This window comes from Pontixanthobacter aquaemixtae (assembly GCF_009827395.1).
Lineage (GTDB): Bacteria > Pseudomonadota > Alphaproteobacteria > Sphingomonadales > Sphingomonadaceae > Pontixanthobacter > Pontixanthobacter aquaemixtae.
The window spans coordinates 1,893,496-1,911,832 of sequence record NZ_WTYX01000001.1; the positions used below are offsets into that span (position 1 = coordinate 1,893,496).

General features: G+C 59.3%; 21 protein-coding genes, 1 tRNA gene and 1 pseudogene. 12 read left to right on the forward strand and 11 right to left on the reverse strand.

The features are described from left to right. Positions 1-51: 51 nt before the first annotated feature. Both GRI41_RS08930 and GRI41_RS08935 read left to right on the forward strand, forming a co-directional pair. Positions 52-459: a SufE family protein gene (locus GRI41_RS08930; protein ID WP_160604520.1), complete on the forward strand. Its 408-nt coding sequence runs from the start codon at positions 52-54 to the stop codon at positions 457-459. Position 460: 1 nt separating this feature from the next. Further along, positions 461-808, forward strand: coding sequence for a YbaN family protein (locus GRI41_RS08935; RefSeq protein ID WP_160604521.1), 348 nt, complete (start codon positions 461-463; stop codon positions 806-808). On the opposite strand, the gene GRI41_RS08940 is transcribed toward GRI41_RS08935, so the two are convergent. Both GRI41_RS08940 and GRI41_RS08945 read right to left on the reverse strand, forming a co-directional pair. Beyond that, positions 809-1,327, reverse strand: coding sequence for a sterol desaturase family protein (locus tag GRI41_RS08940; protein ID WP_160604522.1), 519 nt, complete (start codon positions 1,325-1,327; stop codon positions 809-811). A gap of 17 nt (positions 1,328-1,344) precedes the next feature. After that, positions 1,345-1,746: an acyl-CoA thioesterase gene (locus tag GRI41_RS08945; protein WP_160604523.1), complete on the reverse strand. Its 402-nt coding sequence runs from the start codon at positions 1,744-1,746 to the stop codon at positions 1,345-1,347. Between the two features lie 291 nt (positions 1,747-2,037). Between GRI41_RS08945 and GRI41_RS08950 the strand changes: the two genes are divergently transcribed. The 9 genes from GRI41_RS08950 to GRI41_RS08990 all read left to right on the forward strand — a co-directional run bounded on the left by GRI41_RS08950 (position 2,038) and on the right by GRI41_RS08990 (position 8,156). Beyond that, complete coding sequence (locus tag GRI41_RS08950) at positions 2,038-2,418, forward strand: hypothetical protein (RefSeq protein ID WP_160604524.1); 381 nt, start codon at positions 2,038-2,040, stop codon at positions 2,416-2,418. An 85-nt stretch (positions 2,419-2,503) separates the two neighbouring features. Then, entirely contained in the window at positions 2,504-3,949 is a 1,446-nt protein-coding gene (gene leuC / locus GRI41_RS08955; protein ID WP_160604525.1) for a 3-isopropylmalate dehydratase large subunit, read from the forward strand. Positions 3,950-4,017: 68 nt separating this feature from the next. Continuing rightward, positions 4,018-4,182, forward strand: coding sequence for an isopropylmalate isomerase (locus tag GRI41_RS08960; protein WP_160604526.1), 165 nt, complete (start codon positions 4,018-4,020; stop codon positions 4,180-4,182). Beyond that, the gene (gene leuD, locus GRI41_RS08965; protein ID WP_202388691.1) at positions 4,182-4,796 is read left to right on the forward strand and encodes a 3-isopropylmalate dehydratase small subunit; all 615 of its coding nucleotides are present in this window, start codon (positions 4,182-4,184) and stop codon (positions 4,794-4,796) included. The genes GRI41_RS08960 and leuD overlap by 1 nt, the downstream gene beginning before the upstream one ends. Next, positions 4,793-5,794, forward strand: coding sequence for an NADPH:quinone oxidoreductase family protein (locus GRI41_RS08970; protein WP_160604528.1), 1,002 nt, complete (start codon positions 4,793-4,795; stop codon positions 5,792-5,794). Before leuD ends, GRI41_RS08970 begins: the two co-directional genes overlap by 4 nt. An 84-nt stretch (positions 5,795-5,878) precedes the next feature. Then, positions 5,879-6,202 (forward strand): DUF1476 domain-containing protein, encoded by a 324-nt coding sequence (locus GRI41_RS08975; protein WP_160604529.1) that lies wholly within the window; start codon positions 5,879-5,881, stop codon positions 6,200-6,202. Positions 6,203-6,230: 28 nt separating this feature from the next. Further along, complete coding sequence (locus GRI41_RS08980) at positions 6,231-6,467, forward strand: BolA/IbaG family iron-sulfur metabolism protein (RefSeq protein ID WP_160604530.1); 237 nt, start codon at positions 6,231-6,233, stop codon at positions 6,465-6,467. 27 nt (positions 6,468-6,494) lie between these two features. Beyond that, positions 6,495-6,821 (forward strand): Grx4 family monothiol glutaredoxin, encoded by a 327-nt coding sequence (gene grxD, locus GRI41_RS08985; RefSeq protein ID WP_160604531.1) that lies wholly within the window; start codon positions 6,495-6,497, stop codon positions 6,819-6,821. A 549-nt stretch (positions 6,822-7,370) separates the two neighbouring features. Next, complete coding sequence (locus tag GRI41_RS08990; RefSeq protein ID WP_160604532.1) at positions 7,371-8,156, forward strand: NUDIX hydrolase; 786 nt, start codon at positions 7,371-7,373, stop codon at positions 8,154-8,156. Between the two features lie 54 nt (positions 8,157-8,210). On the opposite strand, the gene GRI41_RS08995 is transcribed toward GRI41_RS08990, so the two are convergent. Continuing rightward, positions 8,211-8,873: a hypothetical protein gene (locus GRI41_RS08995; protein ID WP_160604533.1), complete on the reverse strand. Its 663-nt coding sequence runs from the start codon at positions 8,871-8,873 to the stop codon at positions 8,211-8,213. Between the two features lie 120 nt (positions 8,874-8,993). Further along, positions 8,994-9,070 (reverse strand) — tRNA-Arg (locus GRI41_RS09000). Between the two features lie 59 nt (positions 9,071-9,129). Between GRI41_RS09000 and GRI41_RS09005 the strand changes: the two genes are divergently transcribed. Further along, on the forward strand, positions 9,130-9,885 hold the full coding sequence (locus GRI41_RS09005; protein ID WP_160604534.1) for a queuosine precursor transporter: 756 nt from the start codon (positions 9,130-9,132) through the stop codon (positions 9,883-9,885). Positions 9,886-9,896: 11 nt separating this feature from the next. Here GRI41_RS09005 and GRI41_RS09010 read toward each other — a convergent pair whose 3' ends face one another. The 7 genes and pseudogenes from GRI41_RS09010 to GRI41_RS09040 form a co-directional block, all read right to left on the reverse strand. Further along, on the reverse strand, positions 9,897-11,432 hold the full coding sequence (locus GRI41_RS09010; protein ID WP_160604535.1) for a Ppx/GppA family phosphatase: 1,536 nt from the start codon (positions 11,430-11,432) through the stop codon (positions 9,897-9,899). Beyond that, complete coding sequence (locus GRI41_RS09015; protein WP_160604536.1) at positions 11,432-13,600, reverse strand: RNA degradosome polyphosphate kinase; 2,169 nt, start codon at positions 13,598-13,600, stop codon at positions 11,432-11,434. Before GRI41_RS09015 ends, GRI41_RS09010 begins: the two co-directional genes overlap by 1 nt. Positions 13,601-13,741: 141 nt before the next feature. Next, positions 13,742-14,764 (reverse strand): P-type DNA transfer ATPase VirB11, encoded by a 1,023-nt coding sequence (virB11, locus tag GRI41_RS09020; RefSeq protein ID WP_160604537.1) that lies wholly within the window; start codon positions 14,762-14,764, stop codon positions 13,742-13,744. A 10-nt stretch (positions 14,765-14,774) separates the two neighbouring features. Next, positions 14,775-15,896 carry a TrbI/VirB10 family protein gene (locus GRI41_RS09025; protein WP_160604538.1) on the reverse strand — a complete coding sequence of 374 codons (1,122 nt, stop codon included), beginning with the start codon at positions 15,894-15,896 and terminating at the stop codon, positions 14,775-14,777. Next, the gene (locus GRI41_RS09030; RefSeq protein ID WP_235901111.1) at positions 15,896-16,681 is read right to left on the reverse strand and encodes a TrbG/VirB9 family P-type conjugative transfer protein; all 786 of its coding nucleotides are present in this window, start codon (positions 16,679-16,681) and stop codon (positions 15,896-15,898) included. The genes GRI41_RS09025 and GRI41_RS09030 overlap by 1 nt, the downstream gene beginning before the upstream one ends. Beyond that, a complete protein-coding gene (locus GRI41_RS09035) occupies positions 16,678-17,898 on the reverse strand; it encodes a type IV secretion system protein (protein ID WP_160604539.1) in 1,221 nt (406 codons plus the stop codon). The genes GRI41_RS09030 and GRI41_RS09035 overlap by 4 nt, the downstream gene beginning before the upstream one ends. 10 nt (positions 17,899-17,908) lie before the next feature. Beyond that, positions 17,909-18,337 (reverse strand): annotated as a pseudogene (locus GRI41_RS09040) (VirB4 family type IV secretion/conjugal transfer ATPase); the annotation flags it as partial.

Sequence of the window (18,337 nt, forward strand, 5' to 3'; positions counted from 1 at the left end):
GGAAGCGATCGCTGCTTTCGCCCGCATGACGAATTGGCTAATGGCCACGCCATGAGAACCCTGGATGACATCCGCGAAGAATATGAATTTCTCGAAGGCGATGAACGCTATCGCCTGCTGATCGAGCTGGGCCGCGAATTGGACGCCATGCCCGATGCCCTTAAAACCGATGCAACCTTGGTGCGCGGCTGTTCCGCCAGCGTCTGGGTGTATCCGACAGACGAAGCGGGCACGCTGCATTTTCTGGCCGATAGCAACGCCGCGATCACCAAAGGCATTGTCGCGCTGGTAATCTCCGCGGTGCAAGACAGGCCAGCGGATGAAGTCGCGCAAATGGATGTCGCAGCGGCGCTCGAACCGTTTGATCTCAAGAACCAGCTCAGTTCCAACCGCACCCAGGGTGTGCCCAATATGATTGCTCTGGTGAAAGAGCACGCAGCGCGGATTTCTGCGGCCTGATATGCGCCCGGTCTATCTCACAATCGGGATAGTCTCGGTCATTCTCGGGATAATCGGCGCTGCCTTGCCGATCATGCCCACCGTGCCCTTCCTGATATTGGCGGCGTTCTGCTTTGCGCGGAGCAATCCGGTGTGGGAGCAGAAACTGCTCGATCATCCCAAATGGGGCCCACAATTGCGCGATTGGCGCGAACGGCGCGCGATTTCGCGCAAGTCAAAGATCATTGCGATCAGCGCGATGGCGGTAGGCGCGGTGTTTACTTGGTTCTCGCTCGGCGCGCCCTATGTGTATATCTCGCTGGCGATCTTGGGCATCAGCGGAACTTGGATCGCGACGCGCAACGAATGATCAGGCGCCGGCGCTCTCACGAATTTCGGCAATCCCTGAATCGCGCTGCGCTTTCAATTCGGCTTTCAAATTTGCCGGATCGCGCGCCCATAGAAAGCCGAAGCTCACCCCGCCTTCCTTGCCGATTGTCGCGTGATGCAGCTTGTGCGCCTGCACCAGCCGCTTGGCATAGCCACGTTTGGGAACCCATTTGAAATAGCGCTGATGAACCAGCCCGTCATGCACCAGCGTGTAGATGATGCCATATCCCAAAATGCCCAAACCAATCCATGTCGCCGGGACCCAAGCCGCATCGCCCAGAACCCATTCGCTGCCCCAGACGAACATCGCAATGCTCATCGCCGCGCCGAAAAGGCCGAAAAGATCGTTCTTCTCCAGCGCATTGTCATGCGGTTCGTGATGGTCGCGGTGCCAACCCCAGCCGATGCCATGCATGATATATTTATGGCTTGCCCATGCGACCCATTCCATCGCCGCAATGGTGGCAAGGACAATCAGGATCGGAACGACAACAGCCATAGCGTGGTCGCTATAGACTAATCGCCCTTGGGAAAGAAGAACCGTGCGATCTCTTCGCCGATGCGCGCGGGGCGCAGCGTTTCGGCATCGATGCAACACCAGCTCGACTGGATTTCGGCGAGCACTTCCTCACCGCGTTGGATCACCGTGCTGTAGAACGCGCGCGCACCCTTGGTGCTTTCGAGCACGGTCCGGGCAATCACATCATCGTCAAGGAATGCCGGTTTGCGATAGGTGATCTCGTGCTTCAGCGCGACCCACGCGCGGCTGGCCACCGCATCAGCGGGCGCGATGCTGCGCCAATGCGACAGAACCGCGTCCTGAACCCAGCCGAGATAGCGGGCGTTGTTCACATGCCCCATGAAATCGATGTCCGTCGGAAGAATTTTGATGGGAAAGGAATAAGGCTTTGCTGACATGAGTGTCAGTTAGGCGCAGGAAGCTTACGATTCCATGACAATTCGCCGGGATCCCCCAGATTTTGCCGGTCCCGTTGCCAATTTGGCGCAATTGAGACTGCACCCGATCATCTGCCTGCGACATTTTGTTACCAAATAGCCCCCTTTCACAACAGGCCATTCCAACGCCGTTCATAAAAATAGGCGCATTTCTGAACGCCCCTCCTGCAGCCTCGACACAGAAAGGATCGAACAATGCAGACATCCACCAAGCTTATCGCCTCAGCTCTGGCGCTTCCCCTCGCTTTGAGCATGGCCCTGCCCGCCACGGCGCAGACGCGAGACGGATGGTCCGCGGATCGTCATACGGTGGCGGCGCGCAACCAGCGCTATTACAAACAAGCCTACACCAATCCGGGCATTGAGCGCCGGATTGACAGCCTGTCGCAAGAGATCAGGCAAGCGAGGCGCGCGGGCATTCTGACGCGCCAACAGGCCCAAAATATCCGCACGCAGCTGAACGCGGCCGAACGCAGCTACCGCGCGCTTGCTCGGAATGGCCTGTCGCGGCAGGACATTCGCAATACCAACCAACAGCTGGCACGCGTTCAGGTCCGGCTGGACAACCGGCGTTACGCCCATAATCGCGGCGACCGCCGCGGCAATGGCCGCTATGCCCGCAATGTGTATTGATGCCCAATCGGGACGCTTCCGATTATTGGGAGCGCGCAAGTTTTCCTAACTTGAGACGCAGGGGCGGCTGGCCTAGGCGAAAGCCATGACCAGCCGCCCCGATACCTCCCCCCAAACGCTGTATGAAAAAATCTGGAACGCGCATGTGGTCGAAACGCGCGATGACGGTACATCGCTGATCTTTATCGACCGGCATTTGGTCCATGAAGTTACCAGCCCGCAGGCATTCGAAGCGCTGCGATTGGCGGGCCGCAAAGTCCGCCGCCCCGATCTGACGCTGGCGGTTCCCGATCACAATTTGCCAACGACACCAAGGATCGATGCGGCGGGCAACAAAATCCCGATCACCGACCCTGAAAGCGCCGCGCAGCTCGAAGCGCTGGAGGCCAACGCCCCCGCTTTTGGCATTCGTTATATCGATGCGACCGCCGCCGAACAGGGCATTGTGCATGTGGTTGGCCCCGAACAGGGATTTTCACTGCCCGGCACAACCATTGTCTGCGGCGACTCACACACCGCCGCGCATGGCGGAGTAGGCGCGCTCGCTTTCGGAATTGGCACCAGCGAAGTCGAACATGTCCTCGCCACGCAAACGCTGCTGCTCAAACAGTCGAAATCAATGGAAATTGCCGTCACCGGCGCGCTGGGCCCGGGCGTCACTTCAAAAGATCTCGTGCTTCATATTATCGGTGTTCTGGGAACCGCCGGGGGCACCGGCCATGTCATCGAATATCGCGGCGAGGTGTTCGAGCAGATGAGCGTCGAAAGCCGTCTCACCGTGTGCAACATGTCGATCGAAGCTGGCGCGCGCGCCGGCCTGATTGCACCCGACGAAACGACTTTTGCCTATCTGAAAAACCGCCCCATGGCTCCGCAAGGCAGCGATTGGGACAAGGCAGTTGAATATTGGCGCAGCTTGCACACCGATCCGGGCGCCCGCTTCGATACATCGGTGCAAATCGATGCCGCCGATGTCCAGCCGACGGTGACATGGGGGACAAGCCCCGAAGATGTCGTGCCAATCGGCGGCAAAGTTCCTGCACCGTCAAGTTTCACCGACCCGTCGAAGCAAGACGCCGCGCAAAAGAGCCTTGATTATATGGGGCTGACCCCGGGGCAGAAGATGACCGATGTCGAGGTGCAAAACATCTTCATCGGCAGCTGCACCAACAGCCGGATCGAAGATTTGCGCGCCGCCGCCGATGTGCTGCGTGGCAAGCGCAAGGCAGATAATGTCAAATGGGCGATCGTTGTCCCGGGGTCTGGTCTGGTCAAACAAATGGCAGAAGAGGAGGGCCTCGATAAGGTCTTCATCGAAGCGGGTCTTGAATGGCGCGAACCGGGCTGCTCCGCTTGCCTCGGGATGAACCCTGACAAAGTGCCTTCCGGTGAACGCTGCGCCTCGACCAGCAATCGCAATTTTGTCGGCCGCCAAGGCCCCGGTTCGCGCACCCATCTGATGAGCCCCGCGATGGCCGCCGCTGCGGCGGTGACAGGACGGCTTACCGATATCCGCGAGATGGCCAAGTGAGGTCATTTGTGCGGCAAAGTTCACACTGCCCTCTTGCCACCATTCGCGCGGGGCACCATTGATAGATTATGACTAAGAAAACCCCCTCCTCCTTCTCTGGCAAAGCTGCGCTTGGCGCGGCGGCCATCGGATCAGCGGCGATTGCTGCTGCGCTTCTCTATGCATCCAAACGCAAAGAGAAGAAGGCCGAAACCCCCAAGACACCCAGCGGCGAACCGCCCGAAACCGATTGATGAAGCCCGTTTCTTCCGTCGAAGGCCGCGCTATTCCGTTCGGCGCCAAGAACGTCGATACCGACGTGATCATTCCTGCGGCGTGGCTCAAGACCATCAGCCGCGAAGGCCTTGGCAAAGGCGCGTTTGAAACGGTTCGCGCGCAGGACGGAAATATCTTCGACAATCCCGATTTCGCGGGTGCGCCGATCCTGATCGCCGGAGACAATTTTGGCTGCGGCTCAAGCCGCGAACATGCCGCATGGGCGCTGCTCGATCTGGGGATCACCGTCGTGATCGCGCCGAGTTTCTCCGACATTTTTGCAGGCAATGCGTTCAAGAACGGCATTCTTACGGTTGCATTGCCGCAAGAACAGATCGACCGGCTGATGGAAGTTTCCGAGACCGATCCGGTTACGGTTGATCTCGACACGCAGACGGTAACCACACCCTTTCAGGACCGCTTCACATTCGAAGTAGACCCCTTTCGCAAGCATTGCCTTAGCGAAGGGCTGGACGAAGTCGGCCTGACGCTGGAGCGCGACAGCGCGATCACGGATTATGAAACCCGGCGGGCGGCAAATATGCCCTGGCTGCAACCCAACACACATATCACGACGGAGAGAACTGCATGAAAGCCCTATTGTCCAAAGAAGTCGGCGGACCGGAAACTCTGGTGGTGGAAGACATCGCCGAACCCACCCCGGGCAAAGGCGAAGTGCTGGTCAAAATTGCCGCTTGCGCGATCAACTTTCCCGACACGCTGATCATCCGTGACATGTACCAGTTCAAACCGCCCCGTCCGTTTGCTCCAGGCGGCGAAATTTCGGGCACGATCGAGGCTCTGGGCGAAGGCGTTGACGGCTGGAAAGTGGGTGACCGCGTTCTTGCGGGTGTTGGCAATGGCGGCTTGCAAGAGAAAATGGTGGTCGCCGCCGCGCGATTGTTCAGAGTTCCCGATTTTGTCAAATTGCCTGAAGCATCGGCTTTGCTGATGACATACGGAACAACCATCCACGGCCTGAAAGACCGCGGCGATATCAAAGCAGGTGACACCATGCTTGTGCTCGGCGCGGCGGGCGGCGTTGGTTTGTCGGCTGTCGAGCTGGGCAAAGCCTATGGCGCGCGCGTGGTCGCCGCCGTTTCCAGCGAGGAAAAAGGCGAAGTTGCACGCCAAGCGGGGGCAGATGAAGTTGTCATCTATCCGCGTGCTCCATTCGACAAAGATGCCTCCAAAGCGCTTGCCGCAGCCTTCAAGGAAGCCGTTGGGCCGGATGGTGCGGATATCGTTTATGACATTGTCGGCGGTGACTATTCGGAGCCGGCCCTGCGTTCGATCGCATGGGAAGGGCGCTTTCTGGTAATCGGTTTCCCCGCCGGTATTGCGAAGATGCCGCTCAATCTCACCTTGCTCAAAAGCTGCGATATTCGCGGCGTGTTCTGGGGGGCCTTCACCGCCCGCGAACCGCGCAAGAACGAGGCCAATATCGCCGAGCTTTTCCGCCTTTGGAAAGATGGCAAGATCAACCCGCTGATCAGCGAAACCTATCCGCTGGAGCGCGCGCATGAAGCCATCGCCAAGCTGGAATCGCGCGGCGCGATCGGCAAACTTGTTGTCACAATGGACGACTAGAAACAGGCTTAGAAACTGGCGAACCCGCTTGCGGCTTGTCCCGCTCGTGCCTATTTCGGGTGTAGATACAAACACGAGGTGACAATGTCAGATTTCAAAGACCGGGAAAAAGGCGAAGAGGCCAAATTCGCATTCGACGAAGAAAACGCCTTCAAGATCGCCGCGCGCCGCAACCGGTTGCTGGGCCAATGGGCTGCCGAATTGATGGGGCTCGATGACGAAGAAACCAATGCCTATGCAACGTCGGTGGTGCAGGCCGATTTCGAAGAAGCCGGTGATGAAGATGTGATCCGCAAGCTTTTGGGCGATCTGACCACCGCAGAAGTTGATGTGGACGAAGCGGGCATCCGGTCAATGCTGGAAGAAAAAGCTGTCGAGGCCCGCCGCCAGTTGATGAGCGAATCCTGATCGCCCGGATGTCTTGCGGAGCAATCCCATGCCAATGACAGGTCCGGAAATCGAAAGCATGATCAAGGCCGCAATGCCTGATGCAGAGGTTGAAATGACCGATCTTGCAGGCGACGGAGATCATTGGGCGGCGAAAGTCACCGCGCCCGATTTCGTGGGCAAAACCCGCATTCAGCAGCACAAGATGGTCTATGAAGCGCTCGGCGGCCGTATGGGCGGAGTGCTCCATGCCTTGCAACTGACCACAGCCGTTCCCACCTCTTGATCAGATAGAAACACCCGGAAGCAACCTATGTCTGACACCCAAACCCGTATTGCCGATATTGTCACCACCAATGACGTGGTGCTGTTCATGAAAGGCACGCCGCTGTTTCCGCAATGCGGGTTTTCCAGCCGCGCAGTGGCCATTCTGGATCATTGCGGCGTCGCTTATGAAAGCGTCGATGTGCTGCAGGACATGGAAATCCGGCAGGGCATCAAGACCTATTCGGATTGGCCGACCATTCCCCAGCTCTACGTCAAAGGCGAATTCCTGGGCGGCAGCGACATCATGATGGAAATGTTCGAAGCCGGCGAGCTGAAACAGCTGATGGACGATAAAGACGTCGCCAAGGCGTAATTTTCTTTAGTTTTGTTTAGCCTCAGTCGCCGGGCGCGAGCCATCCGGCTCGCTTGGCTTCCTCGCATTAGCTCGGGCGGGTGGTCGCCCTAGCGGTCAGCTAGTCGCTGACCGGACTCTTTCCAGGCATGTCAGTATAGCGATGATCCGGTCCGCCAACGGACGGACCGCAAGTGCGACTGCACGCCCGCAGCGCAGCGACCGTCAGGGAGCGAAAGCGAGGATAGCCAAGCGGCACGGATGTGCCGCGCCCGGCACCTGAGGGAAAAAACATAACAAAAAACAAAAAACCCCGCCGTTTCGCAGCGGCGGGGTTTTTGATGTCGGGGAGGCGGGACCGGGAGACCAGGAGGTCCCGCCTTCACATCGAAGACCAGTTAGACATCATCCACTATGCAGGCGGCGTGCCAGTTTTGCCGATCGGCGCAATTCTGCGCCATCCGATGGTAAACCGATTTTAACCGCTGTCACCCGATGTAAATTTTCCCGACACGGACCGGCACGAGATTGGCCTTGGCAATAGAGGGCGAGTCCGGCACAGATATCGCGATGACCGATCAAACCGACCAACAGGATCCCCAAGGAATTCCTGCCGCCACCGTCGTCGTTTTCCGCCAATCTTCGGGCGATGCTGCCCCCGAATTGTTGATGGTGACACGATCCCGCTCGATGTCATTTGCCGGCGGTATGGCGGTGTTCCCCGGGGGGCGCGTTGATCCTGCCGATTATGATCTGGCGCGCAAGGCCGCATCGGCAATGCCCGAAGATGAAGCCGCCCACCGCATAGCCGCGATCCGCGAAACGCTGGAAGAAACGGGGCTGGCCATAGGAATTTCCGGCACCGTCACCGCCGAAACTGCGCGCGATGCCCGCGCCATGCTGCTCGAAACAAACGCGCTTGAACCGGTGCTGGAAGCATTCAACTGGTCGCTCGATTTTGCGCAGGTGCTGCCCTTTTCGCGGTGGTTTCCGAAGAATGAGAAGCTATCGCGCGTATTCGACACTCGCTTCTACCTTGCCAATCTCGGCACCGGCGCGGTCGATATTGCGGTCGACGAGACCGAAAATACCAAGCTTTACTGGATTTCAGCGCAAGGCGCGCTTGATGCGGCCGAAAAGGGCGAACTGTCGATCATTTACCCGACCCGCCGTAACCTTGAACGGCTCGCGCAGTTTTCCAGCTTTGACGAAACGGCAGAGCATTCGGCGAACATACCGGTCAAGACGATCACGCCATTCCTTGAAGAACGCGACGGGGTCCGGTGGCTGTGTATCCCTGACGATGCGGGCTATCCGGTTGCTGCCGAGCGATTGGATCAGGCGCAGCGGGGGTGATTGCCCCCGGCACCTGTTGGGCCGGAGGCAATCGATCCTGCTCAAGCTTTGGGCTTAGTTGTTCTTGTAGCCCGGTGGATCGTCAAACTTTGCCGAAGATCCTGCCCGGCGAACTGACCAGAAATATTCGCCAGAGGCGTTATCCGCATAATAGCCCCAAGTCTCTGGCGCAGTTTGGCCATTTTTCACATCGAGCGAAACATAGCACAGCCATTTCTTTGTCTTCCTTTGCACGCAAAGTCGCAGGTCGACGGCATAGCCATAATTGTTCGTCGCTTTAATCGACAATGTGTTGCGGCCCACCTTGTCCCAAGCCGTTTTGATATCGAGCCCGGTCTTCTTGGCCGGTTGCTTCGACGGTGACGAATTGCTTGACGGCCGCTGGTAGCCCGGAGGATCGTCAAACTTCACCGACCATGCGCCCGCGCGGCGGGTCGACCAGAAGTAATCGCCAGTGGCGTTGCAAACATAGTAACCCCATGATTTCGGGGCGGTTTCACCCGGCTTTACATTGGGCGAAACGTAGCAGGTCCATTTGCCCGTAGTCCGCTTGAGGCACAGCCGCATATCGATGGCATATTTGTAATTGTTGGTAGCCTTGATCGCCATACTACCCGGTTTCGAACAATTTTTATCCCAGGCTGTCTGGATATCGAGCGACGCGTTGGCTGCTGTGGGTAGTGTAAACGCCGCTATCGCGAGCATTGCTTTCTTCATCTGTGTCCTCCGCAAGTTTGGCTGTCCCGCTAGCGCGACTACGGTTTGCTAGCGCAATCTTACGACCCCTTGTGTGACGCCTATCACGCGGAAGGTTCAATAACAAATTCAGTGAATTGTTGGCGCGCCCGGCAGGACTCGAACCTGCTGCCTCAAGATTAGAAGTCTCGCGCTCTATCCAGATGAGCTACGGGCGCGCGCAGGGGCCGCATAGCCTGCTTTTCGCGGCGTGCAAATGCGGATAGGTTGATTTGCCATGAGCGAAACCAACAAACCCGAAGCCGCCGCGAAGCCGCAACTATCCTTCCGCCATTTCGATCTGGTGATGGCGGCTTTCGTCACCGTTCTGCTGCTGTCGAACATTATCGGTGCCGCCAAACTTTCCGCGCTGCCCATGCCGTTCTGGCCCGAGGGATGGTGGCCTGCACCGGATGGGATGTTTATCTTCGGTGCGGGCATTCTGTTTTTTCCGCTCAGCTACGTAATCGGCGACGTTCTGACTGAAGTGTACGGCTATGCACGGGCGCGGCGGGTGATCTGGGTAGGCTTTGCGGCGATGGTGTTCATGGCCTTCATGAGCTGGGCCGTGGTGGCGATGCCGCCAGCGGATAGCTGGAACGGGCAATCGGCCTATGAACAAGTGTTCGGACTGGTCCCGCGGATCGTCCTTGCTTCGATTATTGCCTTCTGGGCTGGGGAATTCGTCAATTCCTTCGTGATGGCGCGGATGAAGATATGGACGCAGGGCAAAGCGCTGTGGAGCCGGACCATCGGATCAACCTTTGTCGGGCAAGGGGTGGATAGTCTGCTGTTCTATCCGATAGCGTTCCTAGGCATCTGGGATACGCGCGATGTGATATTGGTGATGGTGACCAACTGGGCGCTCAAAGTCTTGTGGGAAGCGCTGCTAACCCCGGTCACCTATGCTGCGGTGGGCTGGCTGAAAAAACGTGAACAGGTCGAAATATTTGACACGGACACCGATTTTTCGCCTTTCGCGAAGTCGGCGTAAAAACACGCGGATCAGTCCGGATGCCGGAGCAGTTCCATCTCCTCGGCGTCCAGCGCGCGCATGACGGGTTCAAGGCCCAGCCGGTCTGCCAGTAAGGTCATGTCTTTCTCGCTCGGGATGCCGAACAATGCCCGATGGCTCTTCTCGATCGACAGCACCAAGCGGCTTTCATCAACCCTGAGATCGCTGACATTGAATGTAGCATTGGAGCGCGCGCCCAGGCGGCGGCACAGACGGATCGCAAGGCCCCAGGAAATGGCTTCTTCGATCTTTTCTTCGCTGGCGAGCCGGTAGAGCGAGTCGGGCATTTCGCAATGATTGCCGTTGGCAGAAACCGCCGCTGCCATCATCGCCCTGCCCGCGGCATCGACCGCAATCCAGCGCTTGTGCAGCGCCCAGTCCATCGCGATTTCCATACGCAGATTGGGCTCGATCTGCATCGAAGACAGCGCAAGCATCGTCGCGGAAAGGCGCAGCCGCTCTGACCCTTGCGACGAGGCAGGCACAGCCCCGACGGTCCAACCGGCTACGCGCGTTGCCAGCGTGGGCGGGCAACCCCGCGAATGGGCAAATTCGCCGACACCGGCCAGCAACGGATCGCGTTCCCGCGCATAGGGCTCAAGTTCGTCAAACAGCACCCCTTCGCGCAAACCCCATGACGAAAAGACGACCTTTTCCGGCTGCGAAAGCGACAACAGGCTGGAAAGCAAAAGACCTGCGATCGGCAGGTTTTCCGACCGCATCGACGATATACGCGGTGATGCATTGAGCTTTGCCGGATCCGCTTGAGCCACCATCTGCGCAAGCGAATGCGCCTCGTCCAACGGCAATTCAAAGCCGTGCGGATCGGTAAGCGGATAATTGCGGGCCTCCATCGCAACTACAGCCATCGCCCGCCACGTCCCGCCAACCAGATAGAGCGCTCCGTCGACATGTTCGACCCAACCGGCGGGCGAAAGCAGCGCTGTGAGCTTGTCGATTGTTTCAGCAGGTGTCGCGCCGCAATGTTCGGGCAGGCGCAAAGTACCCAGCGGAAGGCTGGTTCCCTTTCCAACCTCCTCCTCGCCAACCAGCACCAGTTCCAGACTGCCGCCGCCAAGGTCGGCCACCACGCCCTGTGCCCCCGGAAAAGCGCCCAATATGCCCATCGCACTGATCCGCGCTTCGTCTTCTCCAGGCAATATCCGCACGGCAAACCCAAGCGCATCAACCGCCTTGACGAAGTCTGGACCATTGGACGCGTCGCGAACCGCGGCGGTTGCGACCACATCAACTGTTTGCACTTTCAATTCGCGCAGCAGCAAGGCGTAGCGTTCCAGCCCGCGCATCGCCAGATCCACCGCCTCGTCCGCCAAGCGCCCGGTCTGGGCAATCTCGCGCCCCAGCTGCGCGGCGACTTTCTCGTTGAACAAGGTCATCGGCGCGCGCGGAGAGCCACCATAAACGACCAACCGGACCGTATTCGATCCGATGTCGATGATGGCACGTTCTACTCTATTTCCAGAGAAAGTTCCCTGACGGTCGGGCGTCCTCCCCGCAACTGCCATCAAGCATTGCCCCGCCGCAGAGCCAATTCCGGGACACCGCCCGATTCAAGCGCACCGCCGCGCCCCGAAAGCGAAGGATTGGTCATGAAATAGCGGTGACAGTTAAACGGCTTCTCGCCCGGTTCCATACGTGCATAACTCCCATCAGCTTGCTGTTCCCAGCTTTGCTCTGAATCGAGCAAATTGGCCAGTAGCACCTGTTGAAGAACCTGATCATGCACAGTGCGATTGCGGATAGGAACGAGGACTTCCACCCGGCGATTGAGATTGCGCGACATGGCATCGGCGGAAGATATGAACACTTTGGCCCGTTCGCTGGGCAGTTTGTACCCGCCGGCAAAGGCCCAGATACGGCTATGTTCGAGAAACCGGCCAATGATCGATTTCACCCTTATATTGTCCGAAAGCCCCGGCACACCGGCGCGCAGACAACTGATCCCGCGAACGACCAATTGAATTTCGACACCGGCCTGGCTGGCGGCATACAGCCGGTCAATCACGCCGATATCGGTCAGCGAATTCAGCTTGGCCCAAATCGCCGCGGGCCGCCCCTTACCTGCATTCTCGATCTCCTTGTCGATCAAGCCATAGAGAGATTCGCGCAAATCAATGGGCGAAATCGCCAGCGTTTCCAAAGTTCTTGGTTCGACATAGCCGCTGACGAAATTGAACAGCTTGGCCGCATCGCGGCCGAATTTCGGATCGGCGGTGAAGAAGCTGAGGTCGGTGTAAACCTTGGCATTGATCGGGTGATAGTTGCCCGTCCCGAAGTGACAATAGGTTCGCATCCCTTGCTCTTCGCGGCGCACCACCATCGATACTTTCGCATGGGTTTTCCAATCGACGAAGCCATAGATGACTTGCACACCGGCTCGCTCAAGCTGCGAGGCCCAGAGCAAATTCTGTTCCTCATCAAACCGTGCTTTCAACTCGACCACGGCGGTGACCGATTTTCCGTCTTCGGCGGCGGCAATCAGCGCGGCAATAACCGAGGACTGGTTGCCCGCGCGATACAGCGTCTGCTTGATTGCGACGACATCGGGATCGGCGGCCGCTTGCCGCAAAAAGTCGACCACCACTTCGAAGCTTTCATAAGGGTGGTGGATGACGATATCCTTCTCGCGAATGGCGGAGAAGCAATCGCCATCATGTTCCATCACTCTTTCGGGATAACGCGGGCTATAGCTGGTAAATTTCAGTTCTGGCCGGTCCTCGGCGAGAATATCCGATAGCCCCGCTATGCCGATCATTCCGTCGGTCTTGATAACCGTGCCGCCGCGCAGGCCCAACTGATCGAGCAGGATTTCTTCGGCCACCGGATCGAAATTCTCTTCCACTTCAAGCTGGATGACCTGCCCACGGCGGCGGCGCTGGATCGCGCTGCGGAAGGTCCGGACCAGATCTTCGGCTTCTTCCTCAATCTCGATATCGCTGTCGCGCAGCACGCGGAATGCGCCATCGCCTTTGATCGTAAAGCCGGGGAACAAATAGCGCGCAAAACGCGCGATCAGGCTTTCGATGCTGATATAGACCGCCTCTTCACCCGGCACGCGGACAAAGCGCGGCAATGCGGCAGGGATCAGGATCATCTCGGTCAAAGGCTCGTCATCATTCTCTCGCGTGAGCGAGAACAGCACACCGACACCTTCATTGGACACGAAGGGGAAGGGATGCGCCGGGTCCAGCGCCTGCGGCGTTACAACAGGGGCGATCTCTTCGAGGAAATAGCTTTTGAGCGCGTGATAGGTCTGGGCCGGAACGCGTTGGTCATCGGCAATCGAAATGCCCGCCTCGGCAAGCTCTTGGCGCAGGGACCGCCAGATTTCCTGCTGCTTGTGATTGATCCCGCGCACCGCTTCGCTAATTGCGGCAAGCTGTTGCGATGGGCTTTTGCCATCGATCGACAGCCGTTCAATTCCGCGCTGCGCCTGCCCGACCAGTCCGGCAACGCGGATCATCATGAACTCATCGAGATTGCTGCCCGAAATTGACAGGAATCGGAGCCGTTCGAGCAGCGGATAATTCTGGTTCACCGCCTCCGCCAGAACGCGCTCGTTAAAGGCAAGCCAGCTCAGCTCGCGATTGATGTACCGCTGCTCCGGGCTCTCGATCCCCGCGGGCGGAACGACTTCACCTTGTGCCGCAATTGAGGGGGAGTGTTTGGTCATAAATCTCTTCCGGCCTGTTGCCGGTGTCAAATGGGGTTGTGGCTTGCCCACGGTCGGGTTCTGCCCAGATTACCACGCAGCATATGACGGTTTCGTGTCATGAATGGTGACGAGAATCCAGACACTATTCCAATTCCCCAGCTAGATCAGCGATTTGGTTTCCGCGATTTGGGTGATCCCGCGCTTGCCGTTCTCATCACGGCCGAGTTGGACGATCACATCAATAACCGATGCGGCATAGGCAATCGTATCGGGCCGGGTGAGACCGATGCCCGTTTGCATGACCATTAGCGCCAATTGCTCCAGCGCGCCGCGCAAGCTGTTGGCGTGAATGGTGGAGAAACTGCCCGGATGGCCGGTGTTGATCGCGCGCAGGAAACTGACGCTTTCCTCGCCGCGCAATTCCCCCAGCACAATCCGGTCTGGCCGTAGGCGCAGCGCCGCTTGAAGCAACTCGTTGGCAGTGACCTTCGCTTCACCAAGTTCGCCCTTCACCGCGACCAGACCGACACCGTTCGCGCCGGGCAGCTTGAGTTCGGGCGTATCTTCGACCAGCACGACCCGCTCATGGCCGGGTATTTCGCTCAGCATCGCGTTGAGGAAAGTCGTTTTGCCCGTCGATGTCCCCCCGGAAATCAGCACCGTCCGTTTCTGGCAGATCGCGCTACGCAAAAAGGCAATCGGTTCCTTCTGCGGATCGGGCATTCGGGGCGCAGCGGGCGCCGAAAGCGGACCGGCATCATAGGCGTCCAGCGGCAGGTCGAGACGGCGATGGCGACGGATTGCCATGACCCAATGTTTGCGCGATGCAGGCGGGCCGCAGAACTGGATCCGCGCCCCGCTCTGTTCGCCTTGCGCAGGCAAGGTCGCGCCGAGCAAGGGATGCTCGCGATTGATCCCTTGATGGCTGACCCGCGCGACCTGTTCGGCAAGCCTTTGCACCAGACGGTCGTCAACTTGCGGCACTTCGATCCGCTGCATCCCGGGTGCATTGGCATCTTCGATCCAGACTTCACCCGGCCTATTGACCAGAATCTCCGTAATGCTGTCGCGATCCAGCCAGTCCCGAAAAGGTTCCAGATAGGCGTCGAGATAGACGCTGCGCTCCGCATCCAGCTGTGCCAATCCGTCATCGGCCTGAAGAGAATGGATGTCCGCGCTCATTTCTTCGGGCTTAGCTGCCGGTTACGGTCGAAAAATCCAAATCGCGCGCGGTGAATACGCGGATCGGTTCGCCCATGCGCACGCGGATTGTCGGGCCGATCTGGCTGTCTTGCTGCGCCGCCGCGGCCGCTGCCTGCCCTCCGCCGCCAAGGATAACCGAAGCACCACCAGTGCCGATCGCCGACAAACCGCCAATTACCGATAGCAGCATCGCCGATCCGAAACGCTGGAAGAAGTTGCTGCTGACTTTGCCTGCGAGCCCGGTAGTCCCGTCAAAGCCCACTGCGGGCGATTGCAGGTTTACCGAAACGCCATCGGGCCTGATCAACCGGGTCCAGATGACATAGGCTCTCTTTTGCCCGTTCTGCAGGCCCGATTGATATTGCCCGATCAGGCGCGAACTGCGCGGGACCAGCACATTCTTGCCATCAAAGCTGCGCACGTCCTGGCTCACCACCGCGCGGACGAAGCCGGGCACATTGGTATCAATCGCGGTTTCCAAGATCGCCGGGATCAATGTCCCCTGCGTTACTGTGGTCGCCGGATTGACCATCGCCGTGGCCTGAGCAGGGCCGCCGCCAACACCGCCGACGCGGCTGGCAAAATCATTCGCCGATCCGCCACCCGGGACCACTTGCTCGGGCGCTGCACCGATCGCAGCGGGCGGCACCGCGACGCTGCCAATCGGAGTTCCGATGCTGTCAAACACCAGCGATGGCGTGGCATAGGGGTTCGCAGCGGGGACCGGATTGACCGCAGGCGTGTTTGCATAGACCGGTGACGGGGCAGGATCGATCCGGTTGGGCGTCACTGCGGGCGCAGCTGCGGGAGTGACCGGCGCAGGAACAACCGCCGACTGCGGCGCTGTCGCTTGCTGCGCAGGCTGCTGACCGCCCACACTCTCGGGCTCTGCCACGCGTGCGGAATTCATCCCCCACCACGTAACCGCGCCGATTGCGGATACCAGCGCAATGCCTGCCGCCAGGCTGATCGCATCCGATTTGCCCTTGCGCTGGGTTACCGCCGGAAAGGAGTTGCGGCTCGCAAGATCGATAATTTCAGCCGATTCATCCTCGCGGGGATCGACATCATTGGCGGCTGTGTTGCCGCCCAATTTGCTGGCGAGGCGCATTATCTATTCTCCCCCATGGTAGAAATGGCGGGCGTATCTGCCCGCGCTGTGCGGACCGGACCGACATTGACCAGCGTGGCGCTGTCCTTGCCTGAGCGCAAAATAATTTCGCGGGGCACGCCGTCGACCACAATCGTATCGCCGCGCACCGCAAAATTGACCGGGCCTTCTGTTCCCTTGGCGTCCTTGATCAGAATGGCAGGTACGGCTTTGCCCGGCTCCCACGAGAGGAAAGTCGCATTGCCGTCGTCATAGGCGCGCGCGGGGAGCAGATTCCTGTCGCCTTCGCGCGTCCATTCAAAATTGAGCGCTGCCGGATCGACCACAGCATAGGGATCGTTCGCCGCCGCCAGTTCCAGCTCGCTCGCCGTTTCCGCCATTTGCGGCGGTGCTTCCTCTTCAGGAGCATCGGGATAGGTAAAGCGCAGCACATAAAGCGGCTTGGCCTTAGGGTTCGCCACCAGATCAAACAGGTAAGTATGCCGGTCGGTTATCACCGTCATATTGGTCCGCGCCGTGGGGCTGAGCGGTTTCACAAACAAATGGTTGGCCCGTTTGTTTGGCGTGACCTGCCACGCAGCAGAATCGCCCACGACGACATTTTCAATTCTCTCGTCAGGTGCGAAAGCGATGGTCGCTGCGACTTTGGTCTTGCCCTCAATCCGGACCACTTGGGCAGGGTCATAAAGGCGTTCGACCAGTCGCGGATCATCCGCCATCGCGGGCGCGGCGTTGGCCACCAGCGCGAGAACCGCAAGCGGCATGGATTTAAGCCCACGGATCATTTGAACTTCTCCGATGTTTTTGCGGCCGGGCGGAAACGGTTCCCGATGCCATGCGTACGCGATGCGGCGGGCGCCAGCGTTCTGGTTTTACCACCGCCGGACGATGTTGCGAATACGCGTGTTTCGCGCTTGGTCACCTGTTCGCGGCCCCCGCGCGCAGTGTCATTCGCCGCAGGTGTCGGGGCGACGCCCGACACCGGAATACTTCGGCGCGGCGGCGGAGACAGCGCCGCTGCTTCGGCGGTGGAAAGCGGCCGGTTGATGCTCTGCACCAGTGCCTTTGCCTGACCGGCGAATGGTGCATCGTCGCGATCTGCATTTTTGTCAGGGATCAGCCCGAAAACGCGCCAGCCCGAAACCATCGTTGCCGAGACTTTGAGCACCATGATCATCAGCGCCATATGTACAGCGCCAAACAGGAAAAACGCCATTGCAGAGCGCGGATCGATCTGCCCCGGCGCCTGACTGAGCGAGGAAATAATCGGCACCGCCAGTTCCAGCATCACGCCGCCGCCAAGCACGGCAAAGAGCGGCGTCAGCGCCAGCATAACCACGCCTTTGAGCCACCCGACAAACAGCGCGCGCGTGCCATTGAACAGGGCGAGAACCACAAAGATCGGGCCCAATGCAACCAGCAGAGCAAGGCCGATCCGCGCGGTCACCATTATGCCCACAGTGCCCAGCAACAGCAGCATTGCCCCGAACCATAATATGCCGCGCGGAGAAAAGGCGGTGATCTCGCTCGCTTGCTGCGCCTCCGCCGCCTGACCGCCGGTTTGTGTGCCGGTGGTCTCCGTTGCCTGCTGCACCGCCAGCAACACCACGTCGATCTTGTCAGCAAAAGTGGTGGTGGCCGATCCCTGCACCCCGGTCAGTACGCCAGCCAGATAATCGGGAGTACCAATGGCGAGGTTCCACACCACAGCCTGATACGCGCCCCATGTGGTGGCGAAAGTCACCACCAGCCCCAGCGTCAGCATACGCGGGATCAGCGACCGGACGCTGAGATTGGTCCGCCCTAGCAGCAAGGCAATCGCAAAGAATGCTACAAACAGCACCAGCAATGTCGTCAGCACCGGAGCCAATGTACCGCCGGGCGCGAACAGCCGTCCGAACGCCGCCGCGCTGACTTCAGATGCGGTGCAATCAACCGCGCGCAGCGCCGCGGCCACGCCAGAGCCGACATCCTGCATCAAGGCATCGCAATTCGCGCTCATCCCCGCACACTCATTCCGCTGCCTGCCACACAGAGAAATCGCCCTCTCCTTGTGCGCCGGGCCAGCCTTTGCCGGTCAGCGCAGGGTACCATTCTGCCGGGTCATCGCCCAGAGATTGGCGCAGCAAATCGAGCTTGCGTACCGAGGCCTCGCGTCCGGACAGGATGGTGAGAACTTCGGGTGCGGTCGACAGATCAAGCCGCACCACCACCGATGCATCGGGCTGCCGCACCAGGAAGCATCGGCTATGCGCAGGGAGCGAGCGGATCACCGCCAGCTCCTGCTCGGTAAGGCCGAACCCGTCGCAATAATCCTCTGCTTTGGCGCGCGCATTGGGCATGAACACCATCGTCGCTGTCTGTTCGACCAGCGCGGTTGAAATCCGGCTATCGAGCGCGTCGCGCGCAGACTGCGTCGCAAAACCGACCAGCGCATTGCG

Excerpts from the sequence above, each read along its gene's own strand:
- GRI41_RS08990 (WP_160604532.1), top strand. The coding sequence starts at position 7,371 with ATGACCGATCAAACCGACCAACAGGATCCCCAAGGAATTCCTGCCGCC.
- GRI41_RS08980 (WP_160604530.1), top strand. The coding sequence starts at position 6,231 with ATGCCAATGACAGGTCCGGAAATCGAAAGCATGATCAAGGCCGCAATG.
- GRI41_RS08930 (WP_160604520.1), top strand. The coding sequence starts at position 52 with ATGAGAACCCTGGATGACATCCGCGAAGAATATGAATTTCTCGAAGGC.
- virB11 (WP_160604537.1), bottom strand. The coding sequence starts at position 14,764 with ATGAGCGCGGACATCCATTCTCTTCAGGCCGATGACGGATTGGCACAG.
- GRI41_RS08995 (WP_160604533.1), bottom strand. The coding sequence starts at position 8,873 with ATGAAGAAAGCAATGCTCGCGATAGCGGCGTTTACACTACCCACAGCA.
- GRI41_RS08975 (WP_160604529.1), top strand. The coding sequence starts at position 5,879 with ATGTCAGATTTCAAAGACCGGGAAAAAGGCGAAGAGGCCAAATTCGCA.
- grxD (WP_160604531.1), top strand. The coding sequence starts at position 6,495 with ATGTCTGACACCCAAACCCGTATTGCCGATATTGTCACCACCAATGAC.
- GRI41_RS09015 (WP_160604536.1), bottom strand. The coding sequence starts at position 13,600 with ATGACCAAACACTCCCCCTCAATTGCGGCACAAGGTGAAGTCGTTCCG.
- leuC (WP_160604525.1), top strand. The coding sequence starts at position 2,504 with ATGACCAGCCGCCCCGATACCTCCCCCCAAACGCTGTATGAAAAAATC.
- GRI41_RS08935 (WP_160604521.1), top strand. The coding sequence starts at position 461 with ATGCGCCCGGTCTATCTCACAATCGGGATAGTCTCGGTCATTCTCGGG.
- GRI41_RS09025 (WP_160604538.1), bottom strand. The coding sequence starts at position 15,896 with ATGCGCCTCGCCAGCAAATTGGGCGGCAACACAGCCGCCAATGATGTC.
- GRI41_RS09010 (WP_160604535.1), bottom strand. The coding sequence starts at position 11,432 with ATGGCAGTTGCGGGGAGGACGCCCGACCGTCAGGGAACTTTCTCTGGA.
- GRI41_RS08950 (WP_160604524.1), top strand. The coding sequence starts at position 2,038 with ATGGCCCTGCCCGCCACGGCGCAGACGCGAGACGGATGGTCCGCGGAT.
- GRI41_RS09030 (WP_235901111.1), bottom strand. The coding sequence starts at position 16,681 with ATGATCCGTGGGCTTAAATCCATGCCGCTTGCGGTTCTCGCGCTGGTG.
- GRI41_RS08970 (WP_160604528.1), top strand. The coding sequence starts at position 4,793 with ATGAAAGCCCTATTGTCCAAAGAAGTCGGCGGACCGGAAACTCTGGTG.
- GRI41_RS08940 (WP_160604522.1), bottom strand. The coding sequence starts at position 1,327 with ATGGCTGTTGTCGTTCCGATCCTGATTGTCCTTGCCACCATTGCGGCG.
- leuD (WP_202388691.1), top strand. The coding sequence starts at position 4,182 with ATGAAGCCCGTTTCTTCCGTCGAAGGCCGCGCTATTCCGTTCGGCGCC.
- GRI41_RS09035 (WP_160604539.1), bottom strand. The coding sequence starts at position 17,898 with ATGAGCGCGAATTGCGATGCCTTGATGCAGGATGTCGGCTCTGGCGTG.
- GRI41_RS08960 (WP_160604526.1), top strand. The coding sequence starts at position 4,018 with ATGACTAAGAAAACCCCCTCCTCCTTCTCTGGCAAAGCTGCGCTTGGC.
- GRI41_RS09005 (WP_160604534.1), top strand. The coding sequence starts at position 9,130 with ATGAGCGAAACCAACAAACCCGAAGCCGCCGCGAAGCCGCAACTATCC.
- GRI41_RS08945 (WP_160604523.1), bottom strand. The coding sequence starts at position 1,746 with ATGTCAGCAAAGCCTTATTCCTTTCCCATCAAAATTCTTCCGACGGAC.